The 19,963-nt window shown below is 53.5% G+C and carries 21 protein-coding genes, 1 pseudogene and 2 riboswitches; of the genes and pseudogenes, 11 read left to right on the top strand and 11 right to left on the bottom strand.

Features of this window, described 5'->3' with window-relative positions; all coding sequences use genetic code 11:
• The first annotated feature begins 18 nt into the window (after window positions 1-18).
• Window positions 19-657, top strand: a complete 639-nt coding sequence (locus ACL02P_RS07185; RefSeq protein WP_009223183.1) for a DsbA family oxidoreductase — start codon at window positions 19-21, stop codon at window positions 655-657.
• A gap of 266 nt (window positions 658-923) precedes the next feature.
• A pseudogene (rpoD, locus tag ACL02P_RS07180) lies at window positions 924-1,811 on the top strand (RNA polymerase sigma factor RpoD); the annotation flags it as partial.
• 133 nt (window positions 1,812-1,944) lie between these two features.
• Here the strand turns inward: rpoD and ACL02P_RS07175 are convergent.
• The 4 genes from ACL02P_RS07175 to ACL02P_RS07160 all read right to left on the bottom strand — a co-directional run bounded on the left by ACL02P_RS07175 (window position 1,945) and on the right by ACL02P_RS07160 (window position 4,476).
• Window positions 1,945-3,048, bottom strand: a complete 1,104-nt coding sequence (locus tag ACL02P_RS07175; protein WP_009223185.1) for a hypothetical protein — start codon at window positions 3,046-3,048, stop codon at window positions 1,945-1,947.
• A 103-nt stretch (window positions 3,049-3,151) separates the two neighbouring features.
• On the bottom strand, window positions 3,152-3,523 hold the full coding sequence (gene crcB, locus ACL02P_RS07170; protein WP_412837026.1) for a fluoride efflux transporter CrcB: 372 nt from the start codon (window positions 3,521-3,523) through the stop codon (window positions 3,152-3,154).
• Window positions 3,520-3,909, bottom strand: coding sequence for a fluoride efflux transporter CrcB (crcB, locus tag ACL02P_RS07165; RefSeq protein WP_412837025.1), 390 nt, complete (start codon window positions 3,907-3,909; stop codon window positions 3,520-3,522). The genes crcB (ACL02P_RS07170) and crcB (ACL02P_RS07165) overlap by 4 nt, the downstream gene beginning before the upstream one ends.
• 42 nt (window positions 3,910-3,951) lie before the next feature.
• Window positions 3,952-4,013: riboswitch (Fluoride riboswitch) on the bottom strand.
• A gap of 49 nt (window positions 4,014-4,062) precedes the next feature.
• The gene (locus tag ACL02P_RS07160; protein ID WP_260069941.1) at window positions 4,063-4,476 is read right to left on the bottom strand and encodes a DUF4183 domain-containing protein; all 414 of its coding nucleotides are present in this window, start codon (window positions 4,474-4,476) and stop codon (window positions 4,063-4,065) included.
• A 213-nt stretch (window positions 4,477-4,689) separates the two neighbouring features.
• Here ACL02P_RS07160 and ACL02P_RS07155 point away from each other — a divergent pair, with 213 nt between their 5' ends.
• From ACL02P_RS07155 to ACL02P_RS07145, 3 genes are all read left to right on the top strand, one after another.
• Complete coding sequence (locus ACL02P_RS07155) at window positions 4,690-5,421, top strand: DUF4183 domain-containing protein (RefSeq protein WP_323076508.1); 732 nt, start codon at window positions 4,690-4,692, stop codon at window positions 5,419-5,421.
• 88 nt (window positions 5,422-5,509) lie between these two features.
• The gene (fosB, locus tag ACL02P_RS07150) at window positions 5,510-5,926 is read left to right on the top strand and encodes a metallothiol transferase FosB (RefSeq protein WP_009223190.1); all 417 of its coding nucleotides are present in this window, start codon (window positions 5,510-5,512) and stop codon (window positions 5,924-5,926) included.
• Between the two features lie 56 nt (window positions 5,927-5,982).
• Window positions 5,983-6,867, top strand: a complete 885-nt coding sequence (locus ACL02P_RS07145) for a radical SAM/SPASM domain-containing protein (RefSeq protein ID WP_009223191.1) — start codon at window positions 5,983-5,985, stop codon at window positions 6,865-6,867.
• A gap of 72 nt (window positions 6,868-6,939) precedes the next feature.
• Here ACL02P_RS07145 and ACL02P_RS07140 read toward each other — a convergent pair whose 3' ends face one another.
• From ACL02P_RS07140 to namA, 3 genes are all read right to left on the bottom strand, one after another.
• Window positions 6,940-7,776, bottom strand: a complete 837-nt coding sequence (locus ACL02P_RS07140; protein WP_009223192.1) for a 1,4-dihydroxy-6-naphthoate synthase — start codon at window positions 7,774-7,776, stop codon at window positions 6,940-6,942.
• Window positions 7,773-8,453, bottom strand: a complete 681-nt coding sequence (locus tag ACL02P_RS07135; RefSeq protein ID WP_260069942.1) for a futalosine hydrolase — start codon at window positions 8,451-8,453, stop codon at window positions 7,773-7,775. Before ACL02P_RS07135 ends, ACL02P_RS07140 begins: the two co-directional genes overlap by 4 nt.
• A gap of 166 nt (window positions 8,454-8,619) precedes the next feature.
• Window positions 8,620-9,630 carry an NADPH dehydrogenase NamA gene (gene namA / locus ACL02P_RS07130; RefSeq protein ID WP_009223194.1) on the bottom strand — a complete coding sequence of 337 codons (1,011 nt, stop codon included), beginning with the start codon at window positions 9,628-9,630 and terminating at the stop codon, window positions 8,620-8,622.
• Window positions 9,631-9,810: 180 nt separating this feature from the next.
• A riboswitch (guanidine-I (ykkC/yxkD leader) is annotated at window positions 9,811-9,920 on the top strand.
• A 58-nt stretch (window positions 9,921-9,978) separates the two neighbouring features.
• On the opposite strand from namA, the gene ACL02P_RS07125 reads away from it, so the two are divergent.
• The 3 genes from ACL02P_RS07125 to ACL02P_RS07115 are packed head-to-tail and all read left to right on the top strand — an operon-like array spanning window position 9,979 to window position 11,043.
• On the top strand, window positions 9,979-10,320 hold the full coding sequence (locus ACL02P_RS07125) for a DMT family transporter (protein WP_009223195.1): 342 nt from the start codon (window positions 9,979-9,981) through the stop codon (window positions 10,318-10,320).
• A gap of 3 nt (window positions 10,321-10,323) precedes the next feature.
• Window positions 10,324-10,641, top strand: coding sequence for a DMT family transporter (locus ACL02P_RS07120; protein ID WP_009223196.1), 318 nt, complete (start codon window positions 10,324-10,326; stop codon window positions 10,639-10,641).
• 36 nt (window positions 10,642-10,677) lie between these two features.
• A complete protein-coding gene (locus ACL02P_RS07115) occupies window positions 10,678-11,043 on the top strand; it encodes a nitroreductase family protein (RefSeq protein WP_412837327.1) in 366 nt (121 codons plus the stop codon).
• 5 nt (window positions 11,044-11,048) lie between these two features.
• On the opposite strand, the gene ACL02P_RS07110 is transcribed toward ACL02P_RS07115, so the two are convergent.
• The gene (locus tag ACL02P_RS07110; protein ID WP_412837024.1) at window positions 11,049-12,851 is read right to left on the bottom strand and encodes an ABC transporter substrate-binding protein; all 1,803 of its coding nucleotides are present in this window, start codon (window positions 12,849-12,851) and stop codon (window positions 11,049-11,051) included.
• A gap of 154 nt (window positions 12,852-13,005) precedes the next feature.
• On the opposite strand from ACL02P_RS07110, the gene ACL02P_RS07105 reads away from it, so the two are divergent.
• Window positions 13,006-13,188 carry a hypothetical protein gene (locus tag ACL02P_RS07105; RefSeq protein ID WP_260069946.1) on the top strand — a complete coding sequence of 61 codons (183 nt, stop codon included), beginning with the start codon at window positions 13,006-13,008 and terminating at the stop codon, window positions 13,186-13,188.
• A gap of 51 nt (window positions 13,189-13,239) precedes the next feature.
• Here ACL02P_RS07105 and ACL02P_RS07100 read toward each other — a convergent pair whose 3' ends face one another.
• Window positions 13,240-14,232: an electron transfer flavoprotein subunit alpha/FixB family protein gene (locus ACL02P_RS07100; protein WP_323076510.1), complete on the bottom strand. Its 993-nt coding sequence runs from the start codon at window positions 14,230-14,232 to the stop codon at window positions 13,240-13,242.
• A 19-nt stretch (window positions 14,233-14,251) separates the two neighbouring features.
• A complete protein-coding gene (locus tag ACL02P_RS07095) occupies window positions 14,252-15,019 on the bottom strand; it encodes an electron transfer flavoprotein subunit beta/FixA family protein (protein WP_009223201.1) in 768 nt (255 codons plus the stop codon).
• Window positions 15,020-15,446: 427 nt separating this feature from the next.
• On the opposite strand from ACL02P_RS07095, the gene ACL02P_RS07090 reads away from it, so the two are divergent.
• A complete protein-coding gene (locus ACL02P_RS07090) occupies window positions 15,447-16,568 on the top strand; it encodes an IS4 family transposase (protein WP_412836828.1) in 1,122 nt (373 codons plus the stop codon).
• A 257-nt stretch (window positions 16,569-16,825) separates the two neighbouring features.
• Here the strand turns inward: ACL02P_RS07090 and ACL02P_RS07085 are convergent, their stop codons facing one another.
• On the bottom strand, window positions 16,826-17,410 hold the full coding sequence (locus ACL02P_RS07085) for a TetR/AcrR family transcriptional regulator (protein WP_009223202.1): 585 nt from the start codon (window positions 17,408-17,410) through the stop codon (window positions 16,826-16,828).
• Between the two features lie 362 nt (window positions 17,411-17,772).
• On the opposite strand from ACL02P_RS07085, the gene ACL02P_RS07080 reads away from it, so the two are divergent.
• Entirely contained in the window at window positions 17,773-19,959 is a 2,187-nt protein-coding gene (locus ACL02P_RS07080; protein ID WP_412837023.1) for a (Fe-S)-binding protein, read from the top strand.
• Window positions 19,960-19,963: the final 4 nt, after the last annotated feature.

Here is a 19,963-nt window from a genome sequence, read left to right as displayed (position 1 = left end):
AAAAAGGAGGAGATTGATGTGAAAATCGAAGTGTGGTCGGACTTTGGCTGTCCGTTTTGCTACATCGGCAAGCGTCGCCTGGAAAGGGCGTTGGAATTATTTGGTCATCGGGATGAGATCGAAATCGTTTACCGCAGCTTTGAACTGGATCCGGGTGCCCCTAAGGATACGGAGTCGAGCATCCATGAATTGTTAGCGGTGAAATACGGCCTCAGCCTGGAGCAGGCGCAGGAATCAAACCGCAATGTTGCGCAGCAGGCTCAAACGGAAGGGTTAACGTATAACTTTGATACGATCATTCCTACAAATACGTTTGATGCTCATCGATTAGCGCATTATGCCGGAGAGCAGGGCAAGGCGAAGGAGATGACGGAGCGGTTGTTCCGGGCTTATTTTACGGATTCGCTGCATATCGGGGACCGGGAAACACTGGTTCGTTTGGCGGAAGAGGTTGGCTTGGAAGGCACAGCCGTCCGGGAAGTGCTGGAGCAAAATACGTATGCCGACGCTGTCCGCGAGGATGAGAACGAAGCAAGAAGACTTGGGATTCGCGGCGTACCGTTCTTTGTGCTGCGCGGTAAGTATGCGGTGTCGGGGGCACAGCCGTTGGAAATTTTTCAAGGGGCATTGTTACGAGCATGGGAAGATCGGTCTTAATATCGATTTAGAAAATAAGAAAATGCAAAAAACGCTGATCCCTAAGGATCAGCGTCTCGTTCTGCGAACAAAATAAAAAAATAAATTAATTGTTGTATAAACTAATGAACTGTGGTAAAATGACGGATAGCCAATCACAAAAAACTCACGCAATAATCTCCTCAATAATAGCATAAAATCAATCATTTGTCAAATGGATTTACGGTTTTAGAGATATAGAGTGGTTTTCGCATTTAATTTTTAGGGTGGGGGTCTGGAAGATGACAGAGGACTTGAAGAATAATGAATTGGATTACACCGATGATCTGACGTTACCGCCAGGAATTAAAATCGATGACCCGGTCAGAATGTATCTGAAGGAAATCGGGCGCGTGCCTCTGTTATCCGCAGAGGAGGAAATCGAGCTTGCGCAGCGCATCGAGAACGGGGATGAGGAAGCGAAGCGCCGATTGGCTGAAGCGAATCTCAGATTGGTGGTCAGCATTGCCCGTCGTTATGTTGGGCGCGGGATGGTTTTCCTGGACCTGATTCAAGAGGGCAATATGGGCCTGATCAAAGCGGTGGAGAAGTTCGATTATTCGAAAGGGTTCAAGTTCAGTACTTACGCCACCTGGTGGATTCGTCAAGCGATTACCCGTGCGATAGCAGACCAAGCCCGAACGATCCGAATACCGGTGCATATGGTGGAAACCATTAATAAACTGATCCGTGTCTCCCGGCAGCTGCTTCAGGAGATCGGACGCGAGCCGACTCCGGAGGAGATTGCGAAGGAGATGGATTTGACGCCGGATAAGGTGCGGGAGATTATGAAAATCGCTCAGGAACCGGTATCGTTAGAAACGCCGATCGGGGAAGAGAACGATTCGAACCTCGGCGATTTTATCGAAGATCACGATGCTCCGGCTCCGGCAGAAGCTGCGGCCTATGAATTATTGAAGGAGCAGCTGGAAGAAGTGTTGGATACACTGACCGAGCGTGAGGAAAATGTCCTTCGGCTGCGTTTTGGCATGGATGACGGCCGGACGCGGACATTGGAAGAGGTTGGCAAGGAGTTTGGTGTTACGCGCGAACGGATTCGCCAGATCGAAGCCAAAGCGCTGCGCAAACTTCGGCATCCAAGCCGCAGCAAGCGGCTGAAAGATTTTATGGAATAACATGGTAAGCTCCCTAAGGGTTCCCTTAGGGAGCTTTTTTTAAAGATATCAGGATTGGCATCCTGATATCGCAAGAAAAATTTCCTCTAAACGCGGTCTGTCTACTTTGAATGTACGTCGATAGACGTTTTTCTTATGTGGTCCTCCGACGGAGCGGGCGGGGAGACGCCGTAATCGGACGGAGGGATTGGACCAGCTTCGCCGGCAACGGCCGGATGCACATAAATTTCTTACTGTTGCCCCGCCCGGATCGAAGCAGCCGCCCTGAACCGGGCTTTGCTACCCGCGCGCCAAACACCTGCATAAACCATTCAATGGGATAGGAGATGGACAGCAATCCGTTTTCGGATCCGGCAAAATTCACCGCAGTCGCAAGATTGCCTTTCCTCGTCAGCCACACCGAGCCGGAATCGCCTTCCAAGGAAACGGGGCGTTTGCCACGGATCACGCTTTGGTTCTTGAAGGTAATCATCCCTAAATTGCCGTAATCCCCGTAATCGACCTGCACATCGGTATGGATTGATTCCACCGTACCGGTTACAACCCCTGTCGTGCGACCCACCTTCTTAAGTCGATCACCGATTTTATAGGATCGCACATGGCCCGGGACGATCCCAAAGACAGCATAGGCTGGCTTCAGCAAAGAACGTCTCAAAGGTTTGGCGGTAGCTGCGTCGATATAATTTGCCCGTTTCCGGCTCAGCTTGACGAAACGGTCCAGCTGACCGATGCGGTCCTTAGCGATAGTCCCTCCATCAGCACCTCCCGGTTGCAGCGTGGCAGAGAATCGCCGGGTATTATTATCGACGAGGACGTGGTTGTTGCTAAGGATCAAGCGTTGGCATCCGGAAGCATCTCCGCTGACGATCAAACCAACCGTGCCGGAGGAGTCCGATGTGCCAACGCTGTAGCCGGCCATAACCGGGCGAATTCGGCGCGTGAACCTGCCGCCGTTCCCATTACCGGCCCGTTTGCAGAACCTAGGGGAACGGACGATACGAAACGGCACGCCAGCCCGAGGCTTTAGATAACGAGGTAATGCTGTGGTGCGGGTTGACTTGTTTTGTTTGGCGGCAGCGGCTGTGGTCAGGGGATCGGCATATACGATGATCGCTGCGCCGCGTTTGGGGCGTTTCGGGTCCCGCAAGCCGACGCCAACGCCATGGACTCCCTTCATCTTCAGCATCTTCCCGGCAATGCGCTGTTTCAGCAAATAAGCTCTACGAAAACTGGCCAATAGATATCACCTTTTCTCGCATATTCGCGGATTTGCTGCATTATATGCTGGCGCCGGGACGCTTGATCGTTATACGGGCCGATGCCTTTGTAATGTAGGATCGTTAAGTTGAGACAAGCCAGCTTCCCAACCATGCGCAAGCCGCGCCGAGCAAAGCCGAGGTCAGCACATATACGGCCGCCTTTTGTTTTTGCCCCTTGTTAATTAAGGTGATCGTTTCATATCCAAAGGTGGAGAACGTCGTGTAGGCACCGCAAAATCCAGTCCCCAGCATCAACCAGCCCCAGTCAGGGATAGCCTGCCGTGTGTGGAGTCCGGCTAGGACGCCAAGCAGGAGGCTGCCGCTGAGATTGATTACCCACGTTCCCCAAGGAAATTGCGAGCCGCGAGTGGCGGTTTGGGATGAGATCCATTGTCCTAAATAGTAACGAAGGAGCGTGCCGAGAATCCCGCCAAGTCCCACGATGCCGATCATGCGGAGTCCCCTGCCTTAGGAGCCTGTTGTTTTTGACCTAAGCGGACTCCAGCCCAAGCCATCAGAAGACCGCCGATCAAGCTGGTCAACAGATAGGCGACTGCCGCAGCCAGATGTCCGGTATGTATCGCATCAACGGTCTGGACCGTGAAGGTGGAGAACGTCGTAAATGCACCGGCAAATCCCGTACCTGCCCCGATGCGTATACTGGGATGGATCTTTCGCAGGGCAGCGACGGTAAACAACCAGCCGAGAAATAAGCAACCGGCCCAGTTGATGAGCAGGATCGAAAGTGGAAAAGCTCCGATGTTTGGAATCCAGAGGGACAGTCCGTACCGGAGCAGGGTTCCGAGTAAGCCACCCACAATTAATGCAAGGATGTTCAATGTGCTCTACCTCCTGAAAAAATAGACAGACTCCTACCAGAGAGTCTGGTAGGAGTCATCAGCTCAAACGAGCGGTTTAGGCGAACTCCATCGCCTTATTGCGTTGTCATTGGCAACATTTTATGCTATGAGGGGACAACTCGTCAATACAGATTACGTGATAATCGTAATGGTGGGCGCCGAAATCGTTGGCGGGGTTGTAATTGTGGAAACGACGTTGCTGAAGCTGCCCACTTCAATCTGAACGGGAACACCTGCGATCAAATCCACGGTGTCGAGCACGAGGCTGGCCGTGGTCAGCGTTGACAACGAGGATTGTTGAAGTACGCCGTTAATGTAAACGTTGAAATAATCGGTACCGGTGAGCTCAGGCAGTTCCGTGATCGGTGCGTCGGCATCGTCGACGAAGCTGGCGGCAGGAATGGTCGTTTCGGTAGCGCCGATCATGTCGGCTGTTAACGTGGCGAAGTAACGGGTGACTGTCGGCGTTACTACGGTTGTAACTTCACCTCCAGAGGCGACTGGAGCCGATGCTACTGCCGTAAATACGGGTTTAATTACAGGCATCTATCATCACCTCCTAATCTTTGAGGGTATCGAGAGTGTCCGATACATCATATATAATGATGCAACTTTGTTAAGTGACAGGGCTGACAACCTCCGTTGAATATGGATTTTTTGGACGACGGGGGAAGCCAATTGCCCAAGCGCCAAAGACGGGTTATTCATAGGATAGGTAAGTAAGAGTTGAAGAGCCATCTGGCCAGGGGGAAGCGGTGAATGGGAGCGGCAAGAGGTGCGCGCAAAAAGGCAACGCGCATGAACAAACGGCGGTATCAAGCCCATAAGGTAAAGCACTGCCAGGCATGCTCGCGTCAGCGGCGCCGGAAGCGGGTCGTGCATGCACTGCGGCTTCGTTATCTGCGAGCGTCACGGCTCCTGCACCGCTACCGCCGGTTACTTCGGCAGTATGAGCGCTTGGTACGCGCGAAGAATCTTATGCCGTTTCCTGGTGGAGTTGCGGAGGATCTGGCCGAAATGCGGGGAGCAACTGGAGCGTTGGGACCCGCAGGACCGCAGGGCGCTCCGGGAAGTGCCGGTCCGATGGGACCGCCAGGGCCGCAGGGCGAGCCAGGAGCAGCCGGGCCAATGGGGCTAACAGGTCCACAAGGCGAGCGGGGAAAGCCCGGACCACCAGGACTGCCTGCAGGCGATATTCGGGTTACCTCTACAGTTTTCCGTTACTTTTTTGCGCCGCTTGCCGATTTGACCGGGACCGTTCACATCCCTGCCAATCAATTTACGGATGACGAGGGGGAAACGCCTGCGGTTTTTGCCGGGATCGGTGGAGGGTCCTATACCAACTTATTTATCAATGGCATGCTGCAGGAAGGCAGATTGTTTGTACTGGAGCCGGAGTCTTTGACGTTGTTGCTGGGGCAGGATATGATAGGGGCAGGCACGCCGATTATAGTGGAAAACGTGCGAATCACCGCCAAAGCCACGTCCTGAACTAGGAAAATGCGAAGCAGCATGAAAATTCGTCGTGGCAGGGGGCAGGGCCTTGTCACGGTCTGTTTGATAGAGTAGGAGGATTGGTATGAAAATTAATGGCATTAATCATTTCTGTTTCTCCGTATCGGATTTGGATCGATCCATGGCGTTCTATGAGCAGGTCTTTGGAGCGACTCCCCTGGTGAAAGGACATAAGCTTGCCTATTTCGACCTGAACGGGCTGTGGATCGCCTTAAATCAGGAAGACATTCCGCGGGACAAGCAGCATCGTACATATACGCATATCGCTTTTTCGATCGATGAGGGGGATTTCGAGGCCTTTCAGAACCGGCTCCGGGAATTAAACGTTGAAGTGCTGCCAGGGCGTGAAAGAGATCAGCGCGACAAAAAGTCGATTTATTTTCTGGACCCGGACGGGCATATGTTCGAATTCCATACCGGAACGTTACAAGACCGACTGGATTACTATAAAGCGGACAAAGACCACATGATCTTTTATTAACCGCGATTCATTGATAGAATAAGACAGTAACTAAAATTTAAATGAAGTAGGTCACCATGAAAAAATTCAAAAAGTTTTATATCGAAACGACCAGCATCTGCAACCTGGCCTGCAGCTTCTGTCCGCCGACCCATCGCCAGGCGCAGTTTATCAAAGTTGAGGACTTCCGCAAGATTCTGGACGACATCAAGCCGCATACGGACTATATTTATTTTCATGTCAAAGGCGAGCCACTGCTGCACCCCAAGATCGACCAGTTGCTTGACATTAGCCACGAAAAAGGGTTTAAGGTCAACATCACCACGAACGGCACGCTGCTCCCCAAGGTGCGTCATAAGCTGCTCGGCAAGCCGGCGCTGCGGCAGATGAATTTTTCGTTGCACAGCTTCGACGGACATGAAGGTTCGACCGACCGGGAAGGGTATTTGCGGAACGTGTTGTCCTTCGTCCGTGAGGCAGTAGCTGCGTCCGATTTGATCGTTTCGTTCCGCCTGTGGAATTTGACCCAGGATAACGAGACGAACCTGCAACGGATGCGTAACCGGGAGACGCTTGCCATCATTGAGCAAGAATTCAACCTAGATTATCGGATCGAGGAGAAGGTCACACCCGGAAGCGGGGTTAAATTAGCCGAGCGGATTTACTTGAACCAAGATTACGAATTCGATTGGCCGGATTTGCGGGCTCCGGAGGACGATGGCAAAGGCTTCTGCCATGCGCTGCGCAACCAGGCCGGAATTCTCGTGGACGGCACGGTTATTCCTTGCTGTCTGGATGGGGAAGGGATCATCAATCTTGGGAATGTGTATCAAACGCCATTTTCGGAGATTGTGGAAGGAGAGCGGGCGAACCGCTTGTACGAAGGCTTCTCCCGGCGCGAAGCCGTCGAGGAGCTATGCAGGAAGTGCGGGTATCGCAAACGGTTTGGGGGAGGGGCGTAAAGTTGCACCCAACAAAAGAAAGAAGGAGTCGAGATTCGGCTCCTTCTTTGTTTTTTGATGGATTCTTTACACTCACCAGCTGGCATTCAGCTTGGCCGGATCGATCTTCGGCACCAAGCCTTCGGCGGCCGCCCGGTCCAGCAAACCGCGGATGGCCGCGTAGCCGTCCTCACCTAAATCCGCTGTATATTGGTTCACGTACAGTCCGATATGCGCTTTCTGCACCTCGGGCGACATTTCCTGCGCATGGCTCATCACATACTTCGCCGAAGATTCCGGATGCGCCCAGGCGTATTCCACGGATTCCCGTGTCCAGCGGGCAATTGCGGCCAGATCCAGCGACCGGCGGGCGATGATTGCACCGAGGGGAATCGGCAAGCCCGTATCGGATTCCCACCAGTTGCCCAGGTCTTGAAGCAGGTGCAGTCCGTAATTTTGATAAGTAAAACGTGCTTCATGGATCACCAGACCCGCATCCAATTCGCCGCGTTGAACGGCGGGCATAATCTCGTCGAACGGCATGACGACGATCTCGCCGACGCCGCCGGGAACATGCTTTGCTGCCCAGAGCCGAAACAGCAGGTACGCGGTGGATCGTTCGCTTGGAACCGCAACGCGGCGGCCCGACAGGTCGGAAGGCGAGCATGCCTTCGCCGTTAATACGAGCGGCCCGCAGCCGCGGCCCAGCGCTCCGCCGCACGGGAGCAGTGCGTACTCGTCCAGCACCCAAGGGAGAGCCGCGTAGGAAATTTTCAGCACCTCAGGTCCGGTGCCGGAAGCCGCCCAACCGTTCGTAATATCAATATCCGCATAGGTGACATCGAGCTCAGGAGCTCCCGGGATTAACCCGTGGACCCAGGCGTGGAACACAAAGGTATCGTTAGGACAAGGCGAAAAAGCGATTTTCATGATTGCAGCACCTCCGGTAGTTTAGCACAAGCTTGCTCTAAAGCTTGCAGAGCATCGCCGATTTTCCACAGTTCCCGTTGCCTTGGACCTACGGCGTTAGAGATGGCGCGCAGTTCCAGCACGGGAACGCCGAACTGGCGGGCGGCTTCGGCCACGCCAAAGCCTTCCATCGCTTCGGCGCCAGCGCCGGGGTAACGCTGGGCAAGCCGGCGTGCCGTTTCCGCCGTCCCTGTGACGGTGGATAACGTCAGGATCGGGCCGTGGTGGACCGGCAGCCCGGCCTCCCGCAGCGCCGCAGCCCAGCGAGCCGCCAGCTCGTCCGCCACGGCGATTCGGGGCGAGCCGAAGCCCAGCTCGTCCACGCTGGCGAAGCCGTCCGGCGTCTCCGCACCGAGGTCGGCGGCGATAATTTCGCTCGCGACGACCAGCGAGCCAACGCCGGCGACCTCGGTGAATCCGCCGCCGATCCCGGCGCTGAGGACGAGGCTGTACGGGCCGCCGGCGGTTTGGCCGGCGCGAGCCAGCGCGGCCGCTGTCGCCGCTGCCGCCGACGCCGGGCCAACTCCCGCCAGCTGCACATCAGTGCCTTCATAGCCGGCGAGTCCGCGCAGGACGGCCTGCTGTTCGGCTTCTACCGCCGTCATGATCAAAATTTGGGGATGAGGACGATTTAGCATCTATCAAGAACAACTCCTTGGTCCGTGGACAAATTCACTCTTCAAATTATAAAACTCTGCTTCGGGAAAACCAAGTCAGGTTTTGATCATAACCAGCCAGGCCAATGCCAAGCAAAAAGACCCGCCTTCGCCAATCGCGAAAACGGGCCTCCAACACTGGTCCGTTTTAAGCTCTTTGGTATTGAACCGGGCGCTCTAACGTCGTGTTCAGGGCTTTGGCAGCCTCGTACGCCCAATAAGGGTTGCGAAGCAGCTCGCGGCCTAACAGCACCAGATCTGCCCGCCCGTTGCCGAGAATTTCTTCCGCATGGGAAGGGTCCGTGATTAAACCAACGGCACCGGTGGCAACCTCAGCTTGGCGGCGGATTTGTTCCGCCAGGTTCACTTGATATCCCGGGAACGTTTGAATTTGTGCCGGAACCAACCCGCCAGAGCTGCAGTCAATCAGATCCACGCCTTGCGCTTTCATTCGGCGGGCATAGTTGATATATTGCTCCAGCGAATTGCCCTGCGGATCGTATTCATTCGCCGAGATCCGGACGAACAGCGGACCGGACCAAACCGAATTTACTGCCTCGATCACTTCGCTCAACAACCGGTAACGGTTATCGGCGTTTCCGCCGTATTCGTCTTCCCGATGGTTGGTCACCGGAGAAAGGAATTCGTTCAGCAAATACCCATGGGCCCCATGGATCTCAATGACGTCAAAACCGGCCTCCTTCGCGCGGCGTGCCCCGTCGCGGAAACCTTCCACAATCCGCCGGATATCCTCGGCATCCGCGGCCTTAGGCGTTTTTTTCTCCGGAAACGGAATGGCAGACGGCGCTAGAATCGTTTCCTCGAGCTCCGCTTTCCGTCCAGCATGGGCGAGTTGAATCCCAATTTTGGCGCCGTTACGATGCACAAGGTCAACGAGCTCCTTCAATCCGGAGATGTGTTCATCGCTCCAGATGCCAAGATCTCGATACGAAATCCGTCCTTCTGGTAAGACGGCCGTCGCTTCGACAAGGATCAAGCCAACGCCGCCAACGGCGCGGGACGCGTAGTGAACCCGGTGCCAATCCTCGACTTTTCCGTCTCGGTTGTGGGAAGAATATTGGCACATGGGGGACATGACGATCCGGTTTTTAAACGTAACCTGTTTGATCGTATACGGGGTAAATAGTTGGGCGCTCATTCTCTATCACTCCTTCTCTTGCTTTTAGAATGTTATGGAATAAACCTCAGTCAATATCCATGTTAGTCGATCGGATTACAACTTACAAGTACGCACAAAATTGTTCTATAGTATAGTTTTGTATACTTAAAATTATCGGTACTTCTTGACCCTGCAGCAGGAATCGGTTAAGATAGCTATCGAATTGTTCCCTAGGGTTCCGCGGCGGATACACCGGCCGGACTGGTCCAAGAGGGAACGCGCGGCACTTTATCATGTCGTGGACACGGAGGGACAAAAGCCCGGGAGATATCGTTTGTTGATATCTTTCGGGTTTTATTTTTTGCATAAAGGAGTGGGTCATGCAGCATGAAACGTGATTGGGGGTGGGTCGGCGTTGCCGGCTTATTTGAGATTGGATGGGTGATCGGCTTGAAGCACGCCGGGGATGCGCTCGGCTGGGGAGCGACGGCCGTTTGTATCGTGATGAGCATGTACTTACTGATCTTATCCGGACGGCGGCTTCCGATTGGCACGGTCTATGCCGTATTCACGGGCATCGGCACGGCAGGTACGGTGATCGCGGAGATGGCGTTGTTTGGGGAACCGTTCCGCTGGGCTAAGCTGCTGCTCATTTTGCTGTTGCTGGTCGGCGTTATCGGCTTGAAGCTGGTGACCGATGGAGAGAAGCAGACGGAAGGGGGAGCTTAACCGATGGATTGGATACTGCTTGTTTTTGCCGGATTTGGCGAGGTGCTGGGCGTGATCGGGATTAACAAAATCAACACCCGTAAGAGCCTAGGTGCGTATGCCTGGATGGCCGGCGGTTTTTTGCTCAGCTTCCTGTTTCTGACCTTGGCGATGCGAACCATTTCCATGGGGACGGCGTATGCGGTGTGGACGGGAATCGGTACAGCGGGAAGCGCGATCGCCGGGATGCTGCTCTATGGCGAATCCCGCGAGTGGCGGAGGCTGCTGTTTATTGCCTTTATTTTAGGCGCAGCCGTGGGTTTAAAGCTCATCAGCGAGTAAACGGAAGCTGCTTCGGGATGGGTTGGATTTACGTCTATTGGGGGCATATTAAGGGAGGTTCCATTCACACAGATGGTGATCGAAGGGTTGCAGAAGCAGTTTGCCTTATACGCCGAGAACTTCCCGGTTTGGGCGCAGCAAAACGGCATGTTACAATATGTCGTTTGGACAGCCCTGTCGGACGAAGGCGTAGGCGCTTCGATCCAGCATTATAACCCTTTAATCGACGAGGAAATGCGGAAGGAATGGGGCGTACCGGAAAGCTGGAAGCTAATTGCGCAAATGCCGTTTGGCAACATTGAGGCTCCGGCTGGCGACAAGGAGTTTGGGCCGATTGACAACCGAATGAAGGTTCAATTAATACAAAAAGCGTTTGGCTCAACAGCCAGACGCTTTTTTTAGGGGACTCACCCCGCTGTGGAGGTCAGCCAGATGTCCTTAAAGTCCATCCAGCCGAGGTTGTTGATCGCAACACCGCGGATGGAAGGGTGGACATACGTGTTCAACATGCTGTGCACAAGAAAAGTAACCTGCGCTTCATCCTGCAGGCGATTTTCGATTTGCTGCAGCAACACCCGCCGTTTCTCCGGACTTCTGGACGCAAAAACTTCATCCACCATGCCGAACACCCAGCGGCTTAATTCCGGCGGCATATGCAAACGGATGTAGCTGTCTTCCTGCAAGAAGCTTTCCAACTCGCACACCTCATCCTCGGCGAAGACGAGGCATAACAGGACGGCATCGGCTTCCAGGGCAGCCGTTCTTGCCATATCACCTTTTTCATAATTCACAACCTCAACCGGAATTCCGATCGTATCGCATTGGAGTTTGATCCATTCGGCTTCCTCTCTATCGAGATAATGGGCTGCCAACCGGATCGGCTCGCCGATATAACCTATTTCCTCCAGCAGTTGCCTTGCGGCGGCCGGATCGTGCCGATGAACCCCCAGCGTGGTTTCCTCGGTTGGCTGGAAGCTGCGTGCCGGATATCCGGATTTCCCCGTAGTTCGGATCAACCCAGGGCGGTCAATCACCAGGTTAATCGCCTGCCGAAACGCCAGCGATTGCTGCGGTCCAAGTCGGTTACGATTCCAGGAAATTAAGCTGCAGCCCCGTCTTAAGGTCTGGATTCGATTCCAATCGTCCCCGGCTTGGGCGGGAACCCGTGAATCGTTGACGATTAGTTGCTCCCATCTCAACTTGGAGGAATTCGGAATATCGTCGGGCAGAAAGACCAGGGTAACGCCGTCCAAATAAGGTCGACCGAGAAAATAACCCGCATGTACCTCAAGCTCCATCCGGTTCAAGCTCCAATGGGTAAGCCGGAACGGGCCAGTGCCGCTTGGAAACTGCCAAAATGCCGTTTCGTCCTTACTGAGTAAATCGGCAGGAAGGATGGAAGCACATGAGGAGCAGAACAGGCGGGGGAGCAGCCAATTTGGTTGATGCAACTGGAACACAACGGTTCGCGCATCCAGCGCCTCGATCCGGTCTACGCTCGACACCAACCAGCGGTTGGTTGAGACTTCCCGCAGCCGAGAAAAGGTGAAAACGACGTCCTCGGCGGTGAGCTCTTTTCCATGATGAAAACGCACGCCTTTACGCAAATGGAACGTCCACGCCGTACCGGTCTCATCATGATCCCAATGATGGGCGATCATGCCGGTCACTTGACCCTTCGTCTGATCGTATTGCACCAGCCGATCGAAGATTTGCCGAACGAGATGGGAATCCAAGTCGTAAATCAGCTTGGCCGGATCTAACGTAAGCGGAGCTTTATACACCGGCAGGCGGAAGATGTCCCGGCAGCTTTGACCTGCGGCGAGCTGTCGTTCCGCTCCAAACTGGTCATTCAGCCACTGAATGAACCGTTCCCGCGCATGGATATCGCCTTCGTACTGATGAAGGAATTCGAAGGCCAAGCGGTATTCCCCTTTTTCCGCTAGCCTTTGGGCCAGGTCGATCAAGAAATTTTCCCGGTTCACCCGAAATACCAAACGGGAACGATGCCCGCGCCCTCGGCCCGGCGACCAGTCGATCAGACCTTCCTCCTGCAGCTTGCGGATCACCAGCTTGGCGTTCCGCTCCGTACAATGAAACAGCTTCGTTAAATCCTCCAGCGCGACCTCAACTTCGCGAGGCTCTGCCGAATCGCCGCTTCCCTCCGCATAATGATTCAGCAGCGCCAAATAACGCTCTGCGGTTAACACGATCACACACCTCCATGCCCCCGTCCTCCTTGCAAACGCAAAAGGGGAAATGACTTTGGAATAGTATACTCTTTTTCTTCCTGCTTTTGAAGCAGATAATGGAAATAAGCAGAGGGGCGGTCGTTACCAGCCCCGGAAGCAAGGAGGTTATCCCATGAATTATCAAGATTTTTACGTGAGAGAACGGGAGATTAAGGAATTCCATCAGTTGTTAAAAAGACCCGGCAACCCTAACTGCTTTGAAGGGATGACCGTTCCCAAGCGATCGGTGAAAAAACGGAAAAGAGCGAACGGCATGGGTAAGGTACTGCGGTCGATCCTGAATATGTTTTATTGATTCCTTACGAGGAAAATGCCCGCATCACGTGATGCAGGCATTTTTTTTATATTAGGAGGTCTGTTCAGCGAGGACTTCTTTAAATTGCTCGGTTAACAAGGGAACGATTTCGAACAGATCGCCAACGATGCCGTAGTCGGCTACCTTGAAGATCGGCGCTTCAGGGTCTTTGTTAATGGCAATGATGATCCGCGATTGGCTCATGCCGGCCAGATGCTGAATCGCGCCGCTAATCCCGCAGGCGATATAAATTTCCGGTGTGACGACCTTTCCGGTTTGGCCGATTTGCAGCGCATAGTCGCAGTACCCGGCATCACACGCACCGCGCGAAGCGCCGACGGCGCCGCCGAGGGTGTCCGCCAGTTCTTCCAGCACTTTAAAGCCGTCGGCACTTTTCACGCCGCGTCCTCCGGATACGACGATCTTCGCTTCGGTGAGATCGACCTTGCCGGACACTTTGCGCACCACATCCTTGAGGATCGTGTGCAGCGTTGCAGGCGGGGTAAACTCCAACGGAACGAGCGTCCCTGAGGCAGCGGCTGGGGCTGCGGGGGGGAAGTTGTTTGGACGGATGGTCACGATGCCGCTGCCGTCTGCCAGTTCTTTTTGCTCAAAGGCTTTCCCGGCATAAATTGGACGCGTAAATACAACACTGTCGCCGTCCTTGGTGAGGGCGGTAACGTCAGAAATTTGCCCGCAATCAAGCCAGGCAGCCAGCTGAGGTGCGAGATCGCGGCCGATGGCTGTATGTCCAAGCAGGATGAGTCTCGGTTCGTCCGGCAGCACGGCCAGGGCTTGCAGTATCGCTTCAAAGGCCAGCTCCGGCTGATAAGCATGGAGTTCGGCATGATCCAAGACCAGCACCTGGCCCTCCACATGACGGCTCAGCTCGGCTGCGGCATCATCCAGCTGATGACCCAGCAGCACCGCCGCAAGCCGGTCGCTTTCGCCCTGCAGCGCATTCGCGACGTGAAGCGCTTCCAAAGAGACTTGGCGAAGCTTACCATCCTTCGTTTCGACGATCACCACGTACGTTTTGCTCATGATTAACGCCTCCTTCGGGTTAAATGACTTTCGCTTCAGAGCGCAGCAGTCGAACCAATTCCGCTGCCTGTTCGCTAGGTGCACCGGCGAGCAGCTTGCCAGCTTGGCGGGCCGGCGGCAGGGAGAGGCCAAGCCGTCGTGTTTTGGGGGCGATGTCGGTTTCGTTCAGTCCAAGATCGGAGAGGGCCAATTCGCGGAACGGTTTCTTCTTTGCTCTCATAATTCCGGGGAGCGACGGATAGCGTGGTTCGTTTAAGCCTTGCTGGGCCGTGAAAACAGCGGGTAACGCCACCTCCAATGTTTCAGCGTCGCCTTCCGCATCCCGTACGGCGGTTGCCCGATCTCCGTTTACGGTCAGCTTCGTAATCGACGAGACGTGGGGGAGCGAGAGCAGCTTGGCAAGCCGCACGGCGACTTGACCGGCTCCGTTGTCCACGGAGAAGTTGCCGCCCAGGATAAGGTCATAGTTCAGCGTTTGCAGGTAGGCGGCGAGCAGGCGGGAGATGCCGTATTCGTCCGTATCGATCGTCTCTGTGGCGATCCGTACCGCTTCATCAGCGCCCATCGCCAGGGCGGTGCGCAGCGCTTCGGCCGCTCTTTCCGGCCCTGCCGACACGACCGTCACCGTGCCGCCATGGGCTTCCTTCAGGCGCAGCGCTTCCTCAACCGCATATTCGTCGTAAGGGTTAATGACGAACTTAACGCCGTCCTCACCAATCTTACCATCGGTGATGACGATTTTTTCCTCCGTATCGAAGGTTTGTTTCAGGATTACAACGACATGCATGCGGGCCAACTCCTTTCAAGAATGTTCTGCCTCAAGTTCATGCTAACGCTTGCCAGCGCACTTATTTGGGCGACAAGGAGTGAATTTCACTTCTAACGCTGATCAGTAACGCTAATGGCACGATTTGAGGGGGATATTCCTCAAAAACCAGCAAATAAGCGCTGTGACAAGCGTTATATGATGCAGATTCCCACTCGCGTTGCATTAACTTTTCAAACGATATTTCAAATCAACAATTTACTAAATTTGCAAATTATAGGCTGGTTTTCATGTACAAAAATAAAGAAATCCCCTAATGTTGAGTTGATCCAAAGGTTATCCATCAACCTCTCAACAAAAGGAGATTTCTATGGATAACAGTACAAATTTAAGTGTCATATGTCAATGTCTACAAATGTTAAATATTAATTCTTCCCGAGATAGCGTTTTGGATTATCGTGCTCGCAAGCTTTTTGTCGGTTCTTCCCTACTGCTGTTCATTGAAGCCCAGTTACAGCAACGAGAGTCTTATGCTGAAATGTCCGAGCATCTTGAAGCCAATGAAGACTTTCAAGCGATACTTGGTGGACTTGAAAGCATAAGCCCATCCCAACTCTCGCGGAAAATGAAGAAGCTTCCCCTAGAGAACCTTCACCTGCTTTTCATGCAAGTAACGAGACAAATCCAACAACTAACGGAGAATAAGCCAGGAATCACGACTAAGATCGGAAAGCTCGCGATCATGGATTCTACTCAAATCACCTTGCCAGCGATTCTTTCCAAATGGGCTTACTGCTCTGCATCCAATCACGGCGTGAAAATGCACACTTCACTTCTAGTCGTCGACGCGAAGACGATGGTTCCAGATAAAATCATCGCCTCAACCAAAGATGTCGCAGACCACGAAGTTGCCCCAAACTTTACGGTCGATAAAGAAGTGACCTATGTGATGGACCGGGGCTATCAGGTGCACAAGCATTTTCAAGCCTGGGTGGACCAAGGGATGAAGTTTGTGGCTCGGGTTAAGGATAATACCCGATTGACGATCCTCAAGGAACGGGCTCTTCCCAAGCGGGGAGATTTCATTCGGGATGCGGATGTAACTCTGCCAGGGCAGCAAATGAAGTTGCGACTCATTGAGTTTCAGGATCAGCAAGGTCGTTTATATCGCCTTGTGACAAGTCGCATGGATTTATCCGTGCACCAAATTGCAGATGTATATCGGCATCGTTGGCAAATCGAGCTATTCTTTAAATGGATTAAGCAACACCTCCGTTTAGTGAAGCCTCATGGGTACACCGCAGAAGCCATCTGGAACCAGATGTATATCGCGTTGATATCCTATGCTCTGTGCCTGTTGCTACGCCTGAAGCTAGAGTGCAAGCAAACCGTTTGGCAGTTACTTCGATTGATTCGACTCTATGCCGATCGGTCATGGACTAGGCTGCATGAAGCCTTATTCAAAAAGCCCACACGGAGTTCAAAAGGACGAACGAAGCGAAACGGTCGGCCCCCCAAGCAGGCGAACAAATCGATGAAGCCACGAATCATTGTAGAAGTATTGAACTAAATACTTAAATTTTAAAAAATGGGTAACGTGCGGGTTTAATCCCCTCTAAACTTTTTCAAATTTAAGCAAAGTGTGTCTGTAAAATATATACTAATATGGTTTATATATACTATATCGTTGTTCTGTATTTGTCTGAATCAAAGCAGAAAGAAGTCTTAATGCAACGCTAGTGGCAGATTCCGATTTTGCCTCTGATAAGGTCGATCACAAGCGTTAGCGCAGAGCCGATAGGTGGGGTGTTGCTCAGAAATAAGGGCTCACTTCTTCATCGCACGCAGGAAAAAGTCTACCGTGTTCTCCACTTGAGCGGATAGAGAGTACTTCATACCAGAGATCAGCCAGGAGGTCACGACCTCGTCCAAGGCTCCAAAGATCAACTGACGGGATAGCTTGGTGTCCAGGTTGGTGCGAAACGAGCCTTCCTCAATCCCTCTCTTCAAGATATGCTCGATGAGCGTGATGTAGGGCTTCACCGCAAGGCCGATTGCCTTGCGCAGTTCGAGGGAGCTTTGCCGCAGCTCGATTTGCGTCACGTACGCAAAATTTACGTTCTGCTCCAGATGGGTGAAGTGAATTTCGCACACTTTACGCAGCGCTTCTTCGGCTGTGCTCGTTTCACGGATGTTCTGATGGAACAGATCAACAAGCTTGCCCAGCCGATCCTGGAAGAGGGAGATCAGGATATCCTCTTTATTTTTGAAATATAAATAAATTGTGCCGTCTGCGACTCCAGCCTCTTTTGCGATTTTTGAGACCTGGGAGCCGTGGAACCCGTTCTCCGCAATGACTTTTTCCGCTGCATCCAAGATCATTTCAAATTTTTCCTGTTTCCTACTTGTCATCGAGCCACCTCAATGCTAAAATTTAAAACAACTGAATGAACCGTCATTCATTTTCTTAATCTTAGGGGAAGAACTCACCGATTGTCAAGGGACGTTCCTTAAGATTTTCATTTAACTCCATGTTGTAAACGTTTACCCTGTTGACTTGTACGAGGGCCAACCTCAATCGTGCTAGGAACTCATCACTCATTAACACTTTGACCCCAGTAATTCAGCTTTATCTCCATTTCGGCTATGACTGTTGTGAAATCAATGAACCCCTTAGTCCTGCCAGAACCAGCATTCCCGCACACATTGACACACTTTATCGATCAGCGATCTCTTTCCACAAAAAGAATTGTTCGAAGGAGGGACGCATATTCATGGTTACGTTTTGGCTTACGCTAAACGCTTTGCTGTTTGCCGCCGTTACGGGATATGCCATATTCGTTTTCTATCAGGCTGTAGTCCGTCGTTACCTGTATCTGCGGCTTGGCCGGCCGTTCGACTTCCGTGCTAGGCACGGGGGAGCCCAAGGCGAATTCTGGTCGCAAGTGCTCGGGCAGAAGAAGCTGATGAAGGATCGCAAAAGCGGGTTGATGCACGTTGTTGTGTTTTACGGGTTTATCGTGTTGCAGTTTGGGGCGATTGATCTGATCGTCAAAGGGCTGTCGCGAGGCGGTCATCTGCCGTTGCCTGCATACGAGCTGTTCGGCTGGTTCCAAGAGTTTACCGCGCTCGCGATTCTCATCGCGATGGGGTACGCCGCATACCGCCGTTATATCGAGAAGCTGCCGCGATTAAAAAAGGGTTGGAAACCTGGCATCGTTGTGATTTTCATCTATGCCTTGATGGTTTCCGTGCTCTTGTCGTTAGGCTTCGAACGTGTATGGATGGGGCTGGAGTTTTCATGGTACGCCCCGGTCTCGTCAGCCATCGCCGCCGGATTCGCCTGGCTGCCTGCGGCCGCCGCGGAAGCTGTTTTTTACGTGTTTTGGTGGCTGCATTTATTGATCCTGCTTTCTTTTCTCGTATACATCCCTCAATCGAAGCACTTCCATCTCATCACTGCACCTATTAACATCTGGCTGCGCCGCCGGGAACCGCATGGCAAACTGCAGAGCCTGGATCTTGAAGACGAAGAAGCCGAAAGCTTCGGGGTGGGCTGCATCGAGGATTTCACGCAAAAGCAAATGCTCGACTTCTACGCCTGCGTGGAATGCGGTCGCTGCACCAGCGTCTGCCCGGCGGCAAGCACCGGCAAAACGCTGTCGCCGATGCATCTGATCACGAAGCTGCGCGATCATCTCACCGAGAAAGGCGCCGCCGTTACAGGCAAATCGCCGTGGGTGCCGGCGAATGTGTTTGGCTCTGACGGCGTCCACGCGGTGGCAGCAGGTGCGGCGCATGCGGCACCGGACTGGGGCCGCGCATCGGGCATCACCGACATCCGCCCGACGCTGGATTGGCAAAAGGCGGCTTGGCAACCGGCTGCCCAAGGTAAAGCGGCAACCGATCTTGAACTAATCGGCGACGTCATGACCGAAGAAGAAATTTGGGCCTGCACGACTTGCCGGAATTGCGAGGATCAATGTCCGGTGGGGAACGAGCACGTCGATAAAATTGTGGACCTGCGCCGTCATCTTGTCCTGATGCAGGGCAGCGTTCCTGCGGAAGGCCAACGGGCGATGCAGAACATCGAGCGGCAAGGCAATCCCTGGGGGATCAGCCGCAACGACCGCGCAGCCTGGACCGGCGAGCTGGAGGGTATTCCTGTGCCGACGGTGAAGGATAATCCGTCCTTTGAGTATTTGTATTTCGTTGGCTCGATGGGCTCTTATGATCTGCGCAGCCGCAAAGTCACGCGGGCGTTTGTCCGGCTGTTACACGAAGCGGGCGTTAACTTCGCGATCCTTGGCAACGAGGAGCGCAATTCCGGGGATACGCCGCGCCGGATGGGCAATGAGTTCTTGTTCCAACAGCTATGCCATGAAAACATTGCAACGTTCCAACGGTATGGGGTGCGCAAAATCGTTACCGCTTGCCCGCATACATTTAATACGTTGAAAAACGAATATCCCGAATTCGGTCTGGAGGGGGTGGAAGTACAGCACCATACACAGCTACTGGAGCAGCTGATCCGTGAGGGACGGTTGAAGCCGACCCACCAGGTCAACGAACGGGTTACCTATCACGATTCTTGTTATCTTGGGCGGTATAACGGTGTCTATGATGCGCCGCGCGAGGTCCTGCGGGCCGTGCCCGGCGTGGAGCTGGTTGAGATGGCCCGCTCCCGGGAGAACGGGATGTGCTGTGGCGCCGGCGGCGGGCTGATGTGGATGGAGGAAACCGCCGGCAAACGGATCAACTTGGCCCGCACCGAGCAAGCGTTGGAGGTACATCCAAGCATGATCAGCAGCGCCTGCCCGTATTGCCTGACGATGCTGGAAGACGGCACCAAGCTTAAGGAAGTGGAAGACCAGGTAAAGGCGCGGGACATTGCCGAAATTTTGGCGTTGTCCGTGTTCGGCGAGCAGGCGGCGGATCCGGTCCCCGCATTATCTCAATGAATTT

This window comes from Paenibacillus sp. MB22_1, from assembly GCF_047200555.1.
GTDB classification, from domain to species: domain Bacteria; phylum Bacillota; class Bacilli; order Paenibacillales; family Paenibacillaceae; genus Fontibacillus; species Fontibacillus phoenicis.
This window is presented reverse-complemented; position numbering and strand designations above follow the sequence as displayed.

Bases quoted from the DNA above. Each gene is read 5' to 3' on its own strand.
- crcB (WP_412837026.1), bottom strand. From the start codon at position 3,523: ATGATCGGCATCGTGGGACTTGGCGGGATTCTCGGCACGCTCCTTCGT.
- ACL02P_RS07160 (WP_260069941.1), bottom strand. From the start codon at position 4,476: ATGCCTGTAATTAAACCCGTATTTACGGCAGTAGCATCGGCTCCAGTC.
- ACL02P_RS07155 (WP_323076508.1), top strand. From the start codon at position 4,690: ATGGGAGCGGCAAGAGGTGCGCGCAAAAAGGCAACGCGCATGAACAAA.
- fosB (WP_009223190.1), top strand. From the start codon at position 5,510: ATGAAAATTAATGGCATTAATCATTTCTGTTTCTCCGTATCGGATTTG.
- ACL02P_RS07145 (WP_009223191.1), top strand. From the start codon at position 5,983: ATGAAAAAATTCAAAAAGTTTTATATCGAAACGACCAGCATCTGCAAC.
- ACL02P_RS07140 (WP_009223192.1), bottom strand. From the start codon at position 7,776: ATGAAAATCGCTTTTTCGCCTTGTCCTAACGATACCTTTGTGTTCCAC.
- ACL02P_RS07135 (WP_260069942.1), bottom strand. From the start codon at position 8,453: ATGCTAAATCGTCCTCATCCCCAAATTTTGATCATGACGGCGGTAGAA.
- namA (WP_009223194.1), bottom strand. From the start codon at position 9,630: ATGAGCGCCCAACTATTTACCCCGTATACGATCAAACAGGTTACGTTT.
- ACL02P_RS07125 (WP_009223195.1), top strand. From the start codon at position 9,979: ATGAAACGTGATTGGGGGTGGGTCGGCGTTGCCGGCTTATTTGAGATT.
- ACL02P_RS07120 (WP_009223196.1), top strand. From the start codon at position 10,324: ATGGATTGGATACTGCTTGTTTTTGCCGGATTTGGCGAGGTGCTGGGC.
- ACL02P_RS07105 (WP_260069946.1), top strand. From the start codon at position 13,006: ATGAATTATCAAGATTTTTACGTGAGAGAACGGGAGATTAAGGAATTC.
- ACL02P_RS07100 (WP_323076510.1), bottom strand. From the start codon at position 14,232: ATGAGCAAAACGTACGTGGTGATCGTCGAAACGAAGGATGGTAAGCTT.
- ACL02P_RS07095 (WP_009223201.1), bottom strand. From the start codon at position 15,019: ATGCATGTCGTTGTAATCCTGAAACAAACCTTCGATACGGAGGAAAAA.
- ACL02P_RS07085 (WP_009223202.1), bottom strand. From the start codon at position 17,410: ATGACAAGTAGGAAACAGGAAAAATTTGAAATGATCTTGGATGCAGCG.
- ACL02P_RS07080 (WP_412837023.1), top strand. From the start codon at position 17,773: ATGGTTACGTTTTGGCTTACGCTAAACGCTTTGCTGTTTGCCGCCGTT.